General features: G+C 66.9%; 10 protein-coding genes and 2 tRNA genes. 1 reads left to right on the forward strand and 11 read right to left on the reverse strand.

Annotation, left to right across the window (positions count from 1 at the left end; genetic code table 11):
• Positions 1-17: 17 nt before the first annotated feature.
• Positions 18-1,295 (reverse strand): sodium:proton exchanger, encoded by a 1,278-nt coding sequence (locus FFS20_RS03940; RefSeq protein WP_249356623.1) that lies wholly within the window; start codon positions 1,293-1,295, stop codon positions 18-20.
• Positions 1,296-1,665: 370 nt separating this feature from the next.
• Complete coding sequence (locus tag FFS20_RS03945) at positions 1,666-3,105, reverse strand: DHA2 family efflux MFS transporter permease subunit (RefSeq protein ID WP_249356641.1); 1,440 nt, start codon at positions 3,103-3,105, stop codon at positions 1,666-1,668.
• 264 nt (positions 3,106-3,369) lie between these two features.
• On the opposite strand from FFS20_RS03945, the gene FFS20_RS03950 reads away from it, so the two are divergent.
• Entirely contained in the window at positions 3,370-4,494 is a 1,125-nt protein-coding gene (locus FFS20_RS03950; RefSeq protein ID WP_137824619.1) for an Atu2307/SP_0267 family LLM class monooxygenase, read from the forward strand.
• A gap of 96 nt (positions 4,495-4,590) precedes the next feature.
• On the opposite strand, the gene FFS20_RS03955 is transcribed toward FFS20_RS03950, so the two are convergent.
• From FFS20_RS03955 to dnaA, 9 genes are all read right to left on the reverse strand, one after another.
• Positions 4,591-4,663, reverse strand: a tRNA-Ala gene (locus FFS20_RS03955).
• A gap of 151 nt (positions 4,664-4,814) precedes the next feature.
• Positions 4,815-4,888: transfer RNA gene (locus FFS20_RS03960), tRNA-Ile, on the reverse strand.
• A 121-nt stretch (positions 4,889-5,009) separates the two neighbouring features.
• Entirely contained in the window at positions 5,010-5,888 is an 879-nt protein-coding gene (locus FFS20_RS18210; protein ID WP_249356627.1) for a DUF3566 domain-containing protein, read from the reverse strand.
• Positions 5,885-8,536, reverse strand: coding sequence for a DNA gyrase subunit A (gene gyrA / locus FFS20_RS03970; RefSeq protein ID WP_137824620.1), 2,652 nt, complete (start codon positions 8,534-8,536; stop codon positions 5,885-5,887). The genes FFS20_RS18210 and gyrA overlap by 4 nt, the downstream gene beginning before the upstream one ends.
• A gap of 178 nt (positions 8,537-8,714) precedes the next feature.
• Positions 8,715-10,712: a DNA topoisomerase (ATP-hydrolyzing) subunit B gene (gyrB, locus tag FFS20_RS03975; RefSeq protein ID WP_137824621.1), complete on the reverse strand. Its 1,998-nt coding sequence runs from the start codon at positions 10,710-10,712 to the stop codon at positions 8,715-8,717.
• Between the two features lie 190 nt (positions 10,713-10,902).
• Positions 10,903-11,415, reverse strand: coding sequence for a DciA family protein (locus tag FFS20_RS03980; RefSeq protein ID WP_137824622.1), 513 nt, complete (start codon positions 11,413-11,415; stop codon positions 10,903-10,905).
• A complete protein-coding gene (gene recF / locus FFS20_RS03985; RefSeq protein WP_137824623.1) occupies positions 11,412-12,566 on the reverse strand; it encodes a DNA replication/repair protein RecF in 1,155 nt (384 codons plus the stop codon). The genes FFS20_RS03980 and recF overlap by 4 nt, the downstream gene beginning before the upstream one ends.
• On the reverse strand, positions 12,567-13,706 hold the full coding sequence (dnaN, locus tag FFS20_RS03990; RefSeq protein ID WP_171006973.1) for a DNA polymerase III subunit beta: 1,140 nt from the start codon (positions 13,704-13,706) through the stop codon (positions 12,567-12,569).
• Positions 13,707-14,233: 527 nt separating this feature from the next.
• On the reverse strand, positions 14,234-15,395 hold a 1,162-nt coding region (gene dnaA, locus FFS20_RS03995), incomplete at its 5' end, for a chromosomal replication initiator protein DnaA (RefSeq protein ID WP_249356631.1).

Consider the following 15,395-nt stretch of genomic DNA (forward strand, 5'->3'; position numbering starts at 1 on the left):
TTCTATGCATGAGGTTCCTACGCGCGCGGTCCCGTCGTCGCGCCCGCCTCGGCGGGGTCCGTCCTCTCCGCCGAGGCGCCCGTCAGCTGCGTCGTGCGGCGGAACGGGGCGGCAAGGGTCGGGATGATGTCCCTGCGATGGATGATGAGGAAGATGATCGCGAGGACGACCTGGATCGCCGAGAGCACGTAGCGTCCGGTCGTGTCGGTGACGAAGAACTGGACCCCGAAGAGCGCGGCGAGTCCGACCGCGGGAATCCAGTGGAAGCGCAGGGCCAGGATGATCGCGACGCCGAGGATGGTCTGCGTGGCCGTGAGCGTGAACTCCTCGACCTGCCGGGCATCGAGCGGCAGCATCGTGTCGCCGCCGCCGAGGAAATGGGCGACGGGCAGCGAGCCGACGAGCAGGCTCCACTGGTTGACCTTCGAGGCGATGAGCGTGGCGATCGCCGCACCGCCGAGCCCGCGGAGGGCGAACATCGCGGCGATGATGAACTCGGGTGACTCCGAGGCCAGCGGGGCGAGCCACTGGACGAGGAAGTAGGAGTCGATGCCGAGCGTCGATCCCGAGGCCACGAGCGCCTCGGCGAAGGGCTCAGCCGAGGTGAGGATGATCGCCGCGGAGACGATGAACATCGCCACGACGGTGATCCGGCGGGCCCGCGTCGGCATCGAGACGATGAGGGCTGCGGCGCCGACGAACTCCTCGTCGCTGTTGTCGGCACCCTGACCGGCCCGCCACAGGTAGAGGCCGAAGATGACGATGAGGCCGATGCCGAACCACAGCGGGATGCTGCCGATGAGCGGGATGATGAACGCGATGAGGGCGAGGATGACGAGGAAGCCGATGTCCATCCGGCTCTCACCGCTCAGCTGCAGGGCACGGTTGACCGGGCCGCCGGTGCGCTTCGAGACGCGGTAGGCGACGAGGAGGGCGATGATGACGACGAGCGGCCAGCCGAAGCCGAGGAGCAGGCGGTTCGACCCGGTCATGTTCGCGGCCGCGAAGTGGAGGTACTGCGGGTCCGAGCCCGACCGGTACGCGTAGTAGAGGTCGACGGCGTATTCGGGGAGGACGGCGATGAGGGCGAGGAGCGCGATCGCCAGCGCCCCGGCGATGTCCTTCTGCGCAGCCTCGGCGGCCCAGGCGAGGAGGAACGCGGCGGCGACGATCGCGGCGCCGAAGAGGACGAGCTCGACGACCGGGGCGATCTCGATGCCGGCGACGCGCACGACGACAGCGGGAGCCGCGATGAGCAGGCAGAGGATGATGCGACGGATGAGTGCAGGGGGCACGTGGACTCCTTCAACGTGCCGCAGCCGGGCAGGACCTCGGACGCGACAAGCGGCCGAAGGTCTCGTTCGCCTCACGTGCCCCATCTGAGTCGATGAGGTCCCTGCGAGGTGCCGCGCCGGGCGGTCCTCGTGACCGCCAGTGTGTCGACAGGGCTCAAGCCGGTGGTCTCCGGCGAGGAACTACTCCCCTTCGCCCTCCAGGCTCGTCCACGCGGGTTCGGTGTGTCTACGCACACCTGAGACTTGGGCATCCCACACAATTGCCGCAGTCCTCGTCTGCCCCGAGTTCGCGGGGCAGGCGAGGGCTGTCGCCGGTGCTCATGTGGCTCAGATCACCGATGCGGGGACGGTCGCGACGACGGCTGCCTGCTTACAAGTTGTCGTCGACGAGCGGAGCTTCGTCGCGGGTGACCTCCCGCTGGTCCTCGGGCTTCTGGATGAAGAACGCAAGGACGACGGGGACGAGCCCGATGATCGAGGCGAGCAGGAATGCGTTGTGGGCACCGGGGGCACCGGCCTCGGCGACGCTCTCACCGGCGGCCTGCCCGGTGTGCAGCGCCGAGGAGTAGATCGAGATGAGCAGTGCGGTGCCTGCCGCACCGGCCACCTGCTGCAGCGTGTTGAGCGCAGCCGAGCCGTGTGAGTACAGGTGCCGGTCGAGGGATCCCAATGACGCAGAGAAGAGCGGAGTGAACGATCCGGCCAGGCCGAGGGACATCCCGATCTGGATGAGGACGAGGACCCACACCGGCGTGCCGATGCCGACGTTCGAGTACGCGAACATCGCCGAGGCAATGAGGATCGTGCCGGGGATGAGCAGCGTCCGCGGACCCTTGGCGTCGTAGATCCGGCCCATCACCGGGCCGAGGAGGCCCATGAGGATCGACCCCGGCAGCAGGACGAGGCCCGACTGGGTCGCGCCGAGGCCGACGACGTTCTGCAGGTAGAGCGGCAGGAGGGAGAGCGTGCCGAACATCGAGAGCGCGACGACGGCCATGATGATGACCGAGAGGACGTAGTTGCGCGAGGTGAACACCCGCAGATCGAGCAGTGCCCGGTCTGCTCTGATGAGGACGAGCTGCCGCCACACGAAGAGGCCGAGGAAGACGAGGCCGCCGGCGATCGCCGCCCAGGCCAGACCCGTGCCCGCCGAGGCGCCGGCACCGGATTCGCCGCCGCCGAACTGGCTGAGGCCGAAGACGATCCCGCCGAAGGCGAACGCCGAGAGGATGATCGAGACGGCGTCGATCGGGGCATGGGTGGTCTCACCGAGGTTGGTCATCCACTTCGCACCGAGACCGAGGGCGATGAGGCCGATCGGAAGGACGATGCCGAAGAGCCAGCGCCAGCCCAGCGAGTCGAGGACGATGCCCGACATCGTCGGGCCGATGGCCGGAGCCAGGGAGATGACGAGGCTGACCCGTCCCATCATGCGGCCCCGCTGATGCGGCGGGACGACGTTCATCATCGTCGTCATCAGCAGCGGCATCATGATACCCGTGCCGCCGGCCTGAACGACGCGTCCGACGAGGAGCATCGGGAAGCCCTGCGAGAGCAGGCAGATGAGCGTGCCGAGACAGAAGAGGATCATCGCGGTGAGGAAGATCTGCCGCGTCGTGAAGCGCTGGAGGAGGAAGCCGGTGGTCGGGATGACGACGGCCATCGTGAGCATGAACGCACTCGTCAGCCACTGGCCGAGTTCCGGCGGGATGTGGAGCGAGCGGTTGAGTTCGGGGATCGCGATCGCCATCGTCGTCTCGTTGAGGATCGCGACGAAGGCGGCGACGAGAAGCAGCCAGATGACCCGCATCCCCGCGGGATCGATGACGTCCTCGCTCGAGGCTGAAGCTGGGGTGGTGTTCTTGTCGGACGACAAGTCAGGACTCCGATCGGACGTGGTGGTCGGTCCCCGCAGATGAGGCGGGATATCAGGCAGACACAGCACTCAACGGCGACGTCATTGCGCTTATTCCGGCTGCAGGAAGAATTGTCGCACAGTTCTCCTTCCCGGCCTCCAGCGTCGCATGCGGTGCTGACACGGAATCTTTCGCACTGCCTCGGCGTTGGCAGGATCATGACAGACAATGCGGAAACGGCGGACACGGCCAGCACGAATGCGGCGGGCCCCGACACAGCAGGCGCAGACACGACAGGCCCAGGCACGACAGCCGGGGACGTGGAGTTCGGCGTCGACACCTTCGGTTCGGTCACGGTGGCCGGAGACGGCACTCCGGTGACGCAGGCACAGGCGATTCGGGACCTCGTCGACGATGTGGTCCTCGCCGATGAGGTCGGACTCGACTTCTTCGGGGTCGGCGAGCACCACCGGCCCGACTTCGCCGTCTCGAGTCCGGAGATGGTGCTCTCAGCGGCTGCGGCGCGCACGACGAAGATCCAGCTCGGGTCGACGGTCACTGTGCTCAGCTCCGATGACCCGGTTCGCGTCTATGAGAGGTTCGCGACCCTCGATGCGGTGTCGAACGGGCGCGCGGAGATCGTCGCGGGACGCGGCTCGTTCATCGAGTCGTTTCCGCTCTTCGGCTACGACCTGAGCGACTACGAGGTGCTCTTCGAGGAGAAGCTCGAGCTGCTGGCGAAGCTGCTGCGGGACCAGCCGGTGACGTGGCAGGGGACGACACGCGCGCCGCTGTCGAACCAGCGGGTCTACCCGACCACCGAGAAGCCGATCCCCGCGTGGGTCGGGGTCGGCGGCAGCCCGGAGTCGGTCGTGCGCACCGCGAAGTACGGGTTCAATCTGTTCCTCGCGATCATCGGCGGCGAACCTGCACGGTTCGCCCCCTACATCGACCTCTTCAAGCGCGCGCAGGACGAGTACGGCGTGCCGCACCGGCCCGTGGCCGTCCACTCACCGGGTCTCGTCGCCGAGACCGACGAGGCAGCCCGCGAACTCGTCTACGACGGCTGGCTGAAGTCGCGGAAGAAGATCGGCCGTGAACGCGGCTGGCCGCCGCCGCAGCCGGGCGACTTCGAAGCGGAGATCGAGACCGGCTCCCTCTACGTCGGCTCCCCGGAGACCGTGGCGAAGAAGATCGCGACGACTGTGCGGGCCCTCGGCGTCAACCGCTTCGACCTCAAGTACGACCAGTCCGAGGTCACGCACGCCGTCCGGCAGACGTCGATCGGCCTCTACGGGGAATCGGTCGTCCCACTCGTCAAGGACATCCTCGCCGGCAGGTGACCGGGGCGGGAGCAGACGCGTCCCGAGCACGACGAAAGCCCAGAATCCGCGGATTCTGGGCCTTTGTCAACGAGTGCTGTCTCAATTGCTCTCGAGTGGAGGTAAGGGGACTCGAACCCCTAACCCTCTGCTTGCAAAGCAGATGCGCTACCAATTGCGCCATACCCCCAGGTGGGTAATCACCCTACACCGAGTCGGTGTGCTTTGACCATTCGGCCTGGGCACGCTGATTCGTGTGCCGCCACCGGAAGAACACCCCCAGCCCCACAAGGGTGAGACCGGAGAGAATCCACTTCTTCATGATCCTCCTCGAAAGGAAGTGGGCCTACCTGGACTTGAACCAGGGACCTCTTCGTTATCAGCGAAGCGCTCTAACCGCCTGAGCTATAGGCCCTTTTCGGGGTGAACCCGAAGTAAAAATATACCGAACGGCGCATCCCCTGCACAAATCCGCGCGCCGTGACACGCCTCACAGCGTGCCGGCGCGCGGATCCTGTGCGGCCGGACCGGTCAGCTCAGTCGTCGGTGAGCGTCAGATGGAAGCCGCCGGCGATGAGCGAGCCGATGTTGTAGACGAAGGCCGCAAGCGTCGAGAGCGCGGTCATGAGGACGATGTTGATGACCGCGATGATGAAGCCCGCGGCGACGACCCGGCCGAAGCCGAAGATGCCGATGATCCGCTCGGCCGACTCCGCGCCGGCGAGCTCCGTCATCGTCGCCTCGAGGCCGCTCATCACGCCGGTGGCCTGGAGGACGATCCAGAGGACGACGAACGCGACGATCGTCGCAATGCCGATGGCCACGGACATGAGGAAGGACATCTTCATGACCGACCACGGGTCGACGGCGGCGACGGTGAGGCGGACGGTCCGGGGACCCTTCCGCTTCTTCCCCTTGCCGTTGTCGACCATGTTCTTCACGCCCATCTTCACGCCGCCGGAGCTGGCGCGCACCGTGTTCGCGACGTTGCCCATCACCGAGGTGGACGGACCGCTGCCGGTCCCGCCCGCGGTCTGGGAGGCGGTCGACTGGGAGTCAGCGGTCTGTGTGCTCGCCGAGGTGGCCGGGGCGGTGGGTGCCGATCCCGTCGAGGGTGCGCGACCGGGCTTGGGTGAGGCCTTCGGGGCCGGCGGAGCGACGACCGTGGCCTTCTCCGTCGCCGGGGCGGCGGACTTCTCCGCCTTCGCCGACGTGCCGGTGCGCGGCGCAGCACCGCCGCGGCCGCTGTTCGACGATCCCGACGACCCCGAGGAACCGGAGCGCGCGGAGCCGGACGATCCGGACCCGGACGAGCCCGAGCCGGTCTCGCTCTTGCCGGAACCGGCGGTCAGTCGGGTCGAACCGCTCGATGTGCGGATGATCTTGCCGGGTCCTGACTGCTTGTTGTCGCTCACTCTTCCACATCCTCGCTGCCGGTCTCGGGGTCCAGACCTTCAGGTTCTGCGCCGGCGGTGTCGGCACCGTCGGTCGCCGCACCCTCGGGCTGGGCACCCTCGGTCTCGGGTGCCGCGGCCTGAGGAGCTGCGCCCTCGAGTGCCGGAACCTCGGCGTCGTCTTCGTCTTCCACTGCGGTTTCGGGTCCACGGGTTACTGCGATGATACGGTCATTTTTGCCCGGCTTCGCGAACACCACACCCATGGTGTTGCGTCCCTTCGCAGGAACCTCATCGATGTTCGACCGCACCACCTTACCGCGCTCCATGACGACGAGGACCTCTTCTCCCTCGTCGACGATGAGGCCTCCGACCAAGTCTCCGCGCTGCTCGGTGATCTTCGCAACTCGGATTCCCAGGCCGCCGCGACCCTGGACGCGGTACTCGTCGACCGGGGTGCGCTTGGCGTAGCCGCCTTCGGTGACGACGAAGACGTAGGTGCCGGGCTGGACGACGTCCATGGTGAGCAGCTCGTCGTCGTCCTTGAACTTCATGCCGGTGACACCGCCGGTGACGCGGCCGAGCGGGCGGATCGAGTCGTCGTCGGCAGCGAAGCGGATCGACATGCCCTTGCGGGAGATCATGAGGAGGTGGTCCTCGGATCCGACGATGCGGGCGGAGACGAGTTCGTCCGGCTCGCCCTTGTATTCGCGCAGGTTGATGGCGATGACGCCGCCGGTGCGGTTCGAGTCGTACTCGCTCAGGCGGGTCTTCTTGACGACACCGGACTTCGTCGCGAGGACGAGGAACTCGGCCTCGTCATAGTCGCGGATCGAGAGCACCTTCGCGATCGTCTCACCGGGCTGAAGTGCCAGGAGATTCGCAACGTGCTGTCCCTTGGAGTCCCGGGAACCCTCAGGGATCTCATAGGCTTTCGCGCGGTAGACGCGGCCGGTGTTCGTGAAGAAGAGGAGCCAGTTGTGCGTCGAGGTGACGAAGAACTGCTCGACGACGTCGTCGCCGCGCAGCTGCGCGCCCTTGATGCCCTTGCCCCCGCGGTGCTGGGCGCGGTAGAGGGTCGACTGGGTGCGCTTGGCGTAGCCGCCGCGCGTGATCGTCACGACGACCTCCTCCTCGGGGATGAGGTCCTCCATCGACACATCGCCGTCGAACCCGGCGAGGATCTTCGTGCGGCGGTCGTCGCCGAACCGGTCGACGACCTCGTCGAGCTCCTCGGAGACGATCTCGCGCTGGCGCGCAGGCGTCTCGAGGATGTGGTTGTACTCGGCGATGAGCGCCTCGATCTTCTCCGACTCCTCCTGGATCTTCAGCCGTTCGAGGGCCGCGAGGCGACGCAGCTGGAGGTCGAGGATGGCGTTGGCCTGCAGTTCGTCGACCTCGAGGAGCTCCATCAGCCCGGTGCGCGCCTCGTCCGAGGACGGGGAGCGGCGGATCAGGGCGATGACCTCGTCGAGGGCGTCGAGGGCCTTGAGGTAGCCGCGGAGGATGTGGGCGCGCTCCTCGGCCTTGCGCAGGCGGAACTTCGTCCGGCGGACGATGACCTCGATCTGGTGTTTGACCCACAGGCGCAGGAACGAGTCGAGCGAGAGGGTGCGCGGCACGTTGTCGACGAGCGCGAGCATGTTCGCGGAGAAGTTCTCCTGCAGCGAGGTGTGCTTGTAGAGGTTGTTGAGCACGACCTTCGCGACGGCGTCGCGCTTGAGGACGATGACGAGGCGCTGGCCGGTGCGGCCCGAGGACTCGTCGCGGAGGTCGGCGATGCCGGCGACCTTGCCGTCCTTGACGTACGAGGCGATCTTCGCCGCGAGCGTGTCGGGGTTGACCATGTAGGGCAGCTCGGTGACGACGAGGCACGTGCGGCCCTGGATCTCCTCGACCTCGACGACGGCGCGCTGGGTGATCGATCCGCGACCGGTCCGGTAAGCGTCCTCGATGCCCTTGTGGCCGAGGATCGTCGCACCGAGCGGGAAGTCGGGGCCCTTGACGATGCCGAGGAGGGCTTCGAGCGCCTCCTCCTTCGTCGCCTCGGGGTGGGAGAGGAGCCACTGGGCACCGGCGGCGAGTTCGCGGAGGTTGTGCGGCGGGATGTTCGTCGCCATGCCCACTGCGATGCCCGCCGAACCGTTGGCGAGCAGGTTGGGGAACCGGGAGGGCAGGACGACGGGTTCGAGGCTGCGGCCGTCGTAGTTCGGCTGGAAGTCGACGGTGTCCTCGTCGATGTCGCGGACCATCTCCATGGCCAGCGGCGCGAGCTTGCACTCCGTGTACCGGGGGGCTGCGGCCCCGTCGTCGCCGGGTGAGCCGAAGTTGCCCTGTCCGGCGATGAGCGGGTAGCGCATCGTCCACGGCTGGACGAGGCGGACGAGGGCGTCGTAGATCGCGGAGTCGCCGTGCGGGTGGTACTGGCCCATGACGTCGCCGACGACGCGGGCGCACTTGGAGAAGTTGCGGTCGGGGCGGTACCCGCCGTCGTACATCGCGTAGAGGACTCGACGGTGGACGGGCTTGAGTCCGTCGCTGACGTCGGGCAGCGCGCGCCCGACGATGACGCTCATCGCATAGTCGAGGTACGACTTCTGCATCTCGAGGTTGAGATCGACCTGTTCGACGCGGTTGATCTCGGTGGGGGTTTCAAAATCGTCAGCCAATGTGGGCTCTTCCCTTGTGTCGTGACCGTTCTTCCGGCCTCGGTGCCCTCTCCCTCAGCGGGAGCGGCGCTCCCGTCCGTGAAGGCGCGGGATCCGTGGCGAACGGCGGCGGATGGAATGTGCGCGGCGGTCAAGCGGATTCGGCGCCGAGGCGGGGCATCCGGATCCGCATGCCGGCTCAGATGTCGAGGAAGCGGACGTCCTTCGCGTTCTCCTGGATGAAGCGGCGACGGGAGTCGACGTCGTCGCCCATGAGGACGGTGAAGATCTCGTCGGCGACGATCCCGTCGTCGAGGGTGACCTGCCGGAGCAGGCGCGTGTCGGGATCCATCGTCGTCTCCCACAGCTCTTCGTAGTTCATCTCGCCGAGGCCCTTGTAGCGCTGGATCGCCTGTTCCTTGGGCAGGCGCTTGCCCTCGGCCTTGCCGGTGGCCAGCAGCGCGTCGCGCTCCTTGTCCGTGTAGGCGAACTGGTAGGGCGCGTTCGACCACTTGATCTTGTAGAGCGGCGGCATCGCGAGATAGACGTAGCCGTGTTCGATGAGCGGCTTCATGTACCGGAAGATCAGGGTGAGCAGCAGTGTCGTGATGTGCTGGCCGTCGACGTCGGCGTCGGCCATCAGGATGATCTTGTGGTACCGGAGCTTGTCGAGGTCGAACTCCTCGCCGATGCCGGTGCCGAAGGCGGTGATCATCGCCTGGACCTCGTTGTTGCCGAGCGCCCGGTCGAGCCTGGCCTTCTCGACGTTGAGGATCTTGCCGCGCAGCGGCAGGATCGCCTGCGTGAACGGGTTGCGTCCCTGCACAGCGGAACCACCGGCGGAGTCGCCCTCGACGATGAAGACCTCGGAGATGTTCGGGTCCTTCGACTGGCAGTCCTTGAGCTTGCCGGGCATGCCGGAGGACTCGAGGAGGCCCTTGCGGCGGGTCGCCTCACGGGCCTTGCGGGCCGCCAGCCGGGCCTGCGAGGCCTGCAGCGCCTTGCGCACGACGTCCTTGGCCTGGGCGGGGTTCGACTCGAGCCAGTGTCCGAGTTCGTCGCGGACGACGCGCTGGACGAAGCCCTTGACCTCGGAGTTGCCGAGCTTCGTCTTCGTCTGTCCCTCGAACTGCGGGTCGCCGACCTTGACGGAGATCACGGCGGTGAGGCCTTCGCGGATGTCGTCGCCGGTGAGGTTGGGGTCCTTCTCCCGCAGCAGTTTCTGCTCGCGCGCGTAGCCGTTGATGAGCGAGGTCAGCGCGGTGCGGAAGCCCTCCTCGTGGGTGCCGCCCTCGTGCGTGTTGATGACGTTGGCGTAGGTGTGGACGGACTCGCTGAAGGCCGTCGTCCACTGCATCGCGATCTCCAGGGAGAGCGTCTCCGCGGCCTCCTCGGCTTCGAAGACGATGATGTCGGGGTTGATGAGGTCGACCTTCTTCGCCGAATTGAGGTATTCGACGTAGTCGAGCAGACCGTGATCGTACTGGTAGGTGACCTCGCGCGGCTTCGCGTCGGTCTCCTCGTCCTCGTCGATCTGGACGTTGTCGTCGTCGACCTGAGCGTGGCGTTCGTCGATCAGCCTGATCTTCAGACCCTTGTTGAGGAAGGCCATCTGCTGGAACCTGGCACGCAGGTACTCGTACGAGAAGTCGGTGGTCTCGAAGATCTCCGCATCGGGCCAGAACGTCACGATCGTGCCGGTCTTGTCCGTCGGTTCCCCGCGCTGCAGCTCGCCGGTGGGCACGCCGCGGCGGAAGTCCATCGTCCAGTGGTAGCCGTCGCGGAGGACCTCGACGTCGAGGCGCTCGGACAGGGCGTTGACGACGGTCGACCCGACGCCGTGGAGGCCGCCGGCGACCGCGTAGCCGCCGCCGCCGAACTTGCCGCCGGCGTGGAGGATCGTGAGGATGACCTCGACGGTGGGCTTGTGCTCGGTCGGGTGCATCGCCACCGGCATTCCGCGGCCGTTGTCGGCCACGCGGACGCCGCCGTCGGCGAGGATCGTCACGTCGATGTCGTCGGCGTACCCGGCCATCGCCTCGTCGACGGAGTTGTCGACGATCTCCTGCACGAGGTGGTGGAGTCCGCGCTCCGAGGTCGACCCGATGTACATGCCAGGGCGTTTGCGGACCGCTTCGAGACCTTCAAGTACCGTGATGTCCCCGGCGTCGTAATGGGGCTGTTCCTCGGTCGTCATGTGACTCCTCGTACAAATGGACGTTATCAGCTCATTATTCTACCGCGCGCAGCTGACAAATGCCCGCAAGCGGCACAGAAACGTCCATATCGGGATTTTCGACCCGGCAGACGTACCCCCGGACGCAGACGGGTCCGGTTATCGCCGCTACAGGCCTTCTGCTGATTCTGCCGACTTCGCCGATTTCCCTCTATCCGAAGGTGTCGCGCGGACCGCGGCCGCGCACGCTGCGGCGGCCCTTCTTGAATGTCCGTCCGGCCGGACCGCGGATCTCGAGTTCGGTGATCGTCGAGGATCCGAGTCCCGCCTCGAGGGCCCGGAGGATCGTCGGACGCAGCACCCGCAGCTGGGTGGCCCACGTCGTCGAGTCCGCGGCGATGACGAGCAGCGGCGGAGAGAAGTCGACGGGGGTGCAGTGGCGGGCGACCTGTTCGCCGACGAGGTCGGGCCAGCGCCCGAGCACCTTGCCGATGTCGATCGACGACGACCAGCCGCGGGAGCTGATGAGTCCGCCGAGGACCGAGGAGATCGCCGTGGGATCGCGACGGTCCTTGCCCGCCGAGGTGTAGGTGACCTCCGCGCGGACGCGCGAGCGACGGCGGCTGCGGACGAATCTCGCCTCGGTCGCCTCCATCCGCCGCACCCGGTCGAGGGCTTCAAGAGCGGCGACCGGGGTCGCCTCGTCGCGGCTGATGCCGCTCATGAGGCGGGCCCCTCATCCGTGCCGTCGGTCCCGAGCAGCGTCGACTGGTCGATCCGCGCGCCGTCGAGGCCCGCGGGCAGGTCGGCGTCGACGGCGGCGGTGACGAGGACCTGCTCGGCGGCGGTGATCCGCGCGGCCAGCCGGTTGCGCCGCCCGGTGTCGAGTTCGGCGAAGACGTCGTCGAGGACGAGGATCGGCTGCTCGGCGGTCGATCCCGCATCCGCGCTGAGGAGATCCCAGCCGGCGAGCTGCATCGCCAGCGCGAGCGACCACGTCTCACCGTGGGAGGCGTACCCCTTCGCCGGATGCGAGCCGATCATCAGGGAGAGGTCGTCGCGTCCGGGCCCGTGGAGGGTCAGCCCGCGGTCGATCTCCGTCGTCCGGCGCCTCTCGAGGGCACCGAGGAGGAGTTCGCGGGCCTCACTCGCCGAGGTGGTCTGCGAGTAGTCGATGCGCGAGTCGTAGCGTGCGCTCACCCCCTGCCGTTCGAGACGGGCATCGGCGGCGATGTAGGCGAAGTTCTCCTTGAGCGGGTCGACAATGTCGGCGAGCACCCGCTGCCGGCCGAAGACGAGTTCGGCGGCCGCCTCGGCGTAGGCCATGTTCCAGATGTCGAGGGTCGCCTCGAGCCCGGGATCGCGGTCCTCGCGGAGGCGTTTGAGGAGGGCGTTGCGCTGTTTGAGGGCGCGCTCGAAGTCCGTGATCACCGAGGCGAAGCGCGGATTGCGGGCGACGACGAGGGTGTCGATCCACGACCGGCGCTCGGCCGGTTCGCCGCGCACGAGGGCGAGGTCCTCGGGTGCGAAGACGACGGCGGAGACGAGTCCGAGGATCTCCCTGATCTTCACCGGCGAGCGGTTGACCCGCGCGCGGTTGGCGCCTTTGGCCTGGATGGAGACTTCGACGGCGGCATGCCGCGCCCCGCGGTTGACGAGAGCGGAGACGGTCGCCGAACTCGCCTCTTCGTTGACCAGTGGGGCATCGAACGCCACCCGGTGGGAGCGCAGATGCGCGAGATACCCGATCGCCTCGACGATGTTCGTCTTGCCGGTGCCGTTGTCGGCGACGAAGGTGGTGACTCCGGGCCCGAACTCGAGGTCGAGCTCAGGATATGACCGGTAGTTGCGCAGCGAGAGTCGGGATATCCACATTCAGATGCGCGTGGGCATGAGCAGATAGCGATACGACTCATCGGCCGAGGAGTCGAGGTCCTTCTGCCCGGAGATGATGACGGGCTTCATCGGCTGGGTGAAGGAGAAGTTGACGTAGGGGCTCTCGATCGCCGCGAGCCCCTCGGCGATGTAGTGCGGATTGAAGCCGACGGTGATCGGCTCGCCCTGGAGCACGGCTTCGACGGCCTCGGAGGCCTGCGCGTCGTCGCCGGTGCCGGCGTGGAGGGTGAGCATGCCGTCGCTGACCTCGAAGCGCAGCGGAGTGTTGCGCTCGGCGACGAGGGAGACGCGACGCACGGCTTCGCGCAGCACCGCGGTCTCGACGATCGCGTGGATCGGCACCGAGTCGGGGAAGAGCGAGCGGACCTTCGGGTACTCGCCCTCGACGAGCAGCGAGGTCGTCACCCGTCCTGCCGAGGTGAACGAGATGAGGTCCTTGCCGGCGTCCGTGCTCAGGCCGATCGTGACGTCCCCGCCGAGGGACTTCGAGACATCGGAGAGCGTGCGACCGCGCAGCAGCGCGACGGCGGAGACGTCAGGGCGACCCGGGTTCCACGTGAATTCGCGGACGGCGAGGCGGTAGCGGTCGGTGGCCAGCAGGGTGACCTTCTCACCTTCGATCTCGACGCGGACGCTGGTGAGGATCGGGAGGGTGTCGTCCTTCGACGTGGCGATCGTGACCTGCGAGACGGCGTTCTGGAATTCGCCGGCGGACACGGTTCCCGAATCGTCGGGGACCTGCGGCAGCGACGGGTATTCGGCCACGGGCATCGTCATCAGCGAGAAGCGGGAGGAACCGCACGTGACGTCGACCTTCGACCCGACCTGTTCGAGGGTGACCTCCTGGTTGGGCAGGGCCTTGGAGATGTCGGCGAGGAGCCGACCGGAGACGAGCACGGTGCCCGGGGAGACGACGTCGGCGGAGATCTCGACCCGGGAGGAGACTTCGTAGTCGAAGACGGCCAGGCGCACCGTGCCGCCGGTCTCGGCGGTGATGAGGATGCCGGTGAGGACGGGAGCGGAGGGCCGATTGGGGAGGGTCTTGGTCGCCCAGGTCACGGCGTCGGCGAGGACGTCACGATTGACTTTGAACTTCAGAGGGGTTGCTTCGGCGTTCACTTCACTCCTTCGGGAAATCACCCGATGTGCTCGCGACTGTGGCTTGACGGTGCTCGGAAAACTGTACACAGCCTAACCGATGATCCGATACCCGAGCGTGGTCGTCACGGCTGCCCGGACGATCGCCGAGGTGGCGGTCCGATCCGTGGATCTCGGATCCGAGAATCGTCTTCGAGGCGATGTTCGAATAGTCCTCAGCCTCCGGAGTGACCGCACGGTAGCCGAGCCGTCCGCCGAGCGCAGTCGATGGCGTCCGCCCTCCTATCCCCTTGAGTTGATACAGCAGAAGTATCAGCACCTGTGGAATCTGTGGATGACGGTCGGGCAGGTGCCGGAGATCAGGGGATCGCCGCCTCGGTGAGGGTGTGGATCGCCTGTGCACCGCAGGACGACCGGTCGGGGAGGCCTGGGTAAGCACAGACGTGTAGTTCACAGCGGTCCACGTGCTCCACGGCCTCCGTCCCCAGGGTTATCCCCATTGTGATCGGATTGTCCCCAGACTTATCCACAGGTGTGCATAGCGTCTTCTATAGGCGGTGCTGTTGTTTGATGCGGTTTGTGAGTTCGGTGACTTGGGTGTAGACGGCCCGTCGCTCGGCCATCTGCGTTCGAATCTTCTTGTTCGCATGCATGACCGTCGTGTGGTCGCGGCCGCCGAAGGCCTGGCCGATCTTCGGCAGCGACAGATCCGTGAGCTCCCGGCACAGGTACATCGCGATCTGCCGTGCCGTCGTCAGCGTCCGGGAGCGCGAGGTGCCGCAGAGGTCGTCGAGGGTGAGGCTGAAGTAGGCGGCAGTCTGGCCCATGATGTCGGCTGCGGTGATCGCCGGGGTGTCGTCCTGGGTGATGAAGTCCTTGAGCACCGTTTCGGCCAGGGAGACGTCGACCTGCTGATCGTTGAGGTTGGCGAAGGCGGTGACCCGGATGAGAGCGCCCTCGAGTTCGCGGATGTTCGACGAGACCCGGGAGGCGATGTACTCGAGCACCTCGTCGGGGACGTCGAGCTGCTCGCCGGCGGCCTTGCGGCGCAGAATCGCGAAGCGGGTCTCCATGTCCGGGGGCTGGACGTCGGTGAGCAGGCCCCATTCGAAGCGCGAGCGCAGCCGCTCCTCGAAGCCCTTGAGCATCTTCGGCGGCTGGTCGGAGGTGATGACGACCTGCTTGGCCTCGTTGTGCAGAGCGTTGAAGGTGTGGAAGAACTCCTCGACGGTGGCGTCCTTGCCCTGGAGGAACTGGATGTCGTCGATCATGAGGATGTCGACCTCGCGGTACCGCCGCTGGAAGGCGGGACGGAGCGCGTTCGACGTCCGTGACGAGCCGATCGTGTTGATGAAGTCGTTGACGAACTCCTCACTCGAGACGTACTTGACGCGGATCTCGGGGAAGAGCTGCGTCGCGTAGAACCCGATCGCGTGGAGGAGGTGGGTCTTGCCGAGTCCGGAGTCCCCGTAGATGAAGAGCGGGTTGTACGCCTTCGCCGGTGCCTCGGCGACGGCGAAGGCGGCGGCATGGGCGAAGCGGTTCGAGGCGCCGATGACGAACGTGTCGAACGTGTACTTCGGGTTGAGCTGGGAGACCCCGGGAACGTCGACGGGCGGGGTCGGGGCAGCGGTCGCCTCGGCGATCTCCGCTTCCCGGATCCCGGTCTCACCCGGTGCCGCCTCGGGGCGGGGGGCGACGGTCTCAGGT

It is taken from the genome of Brevibacterium sp. 2SA (assembly GCF_005502845.1).
In the GTDB taxonomy this organism is placed as follows: domain Bacteria; phylum Actinomycetota; class Actinomycetes; order Actinomycetales; family Brevibacteriaceae; genus Brevibacterium.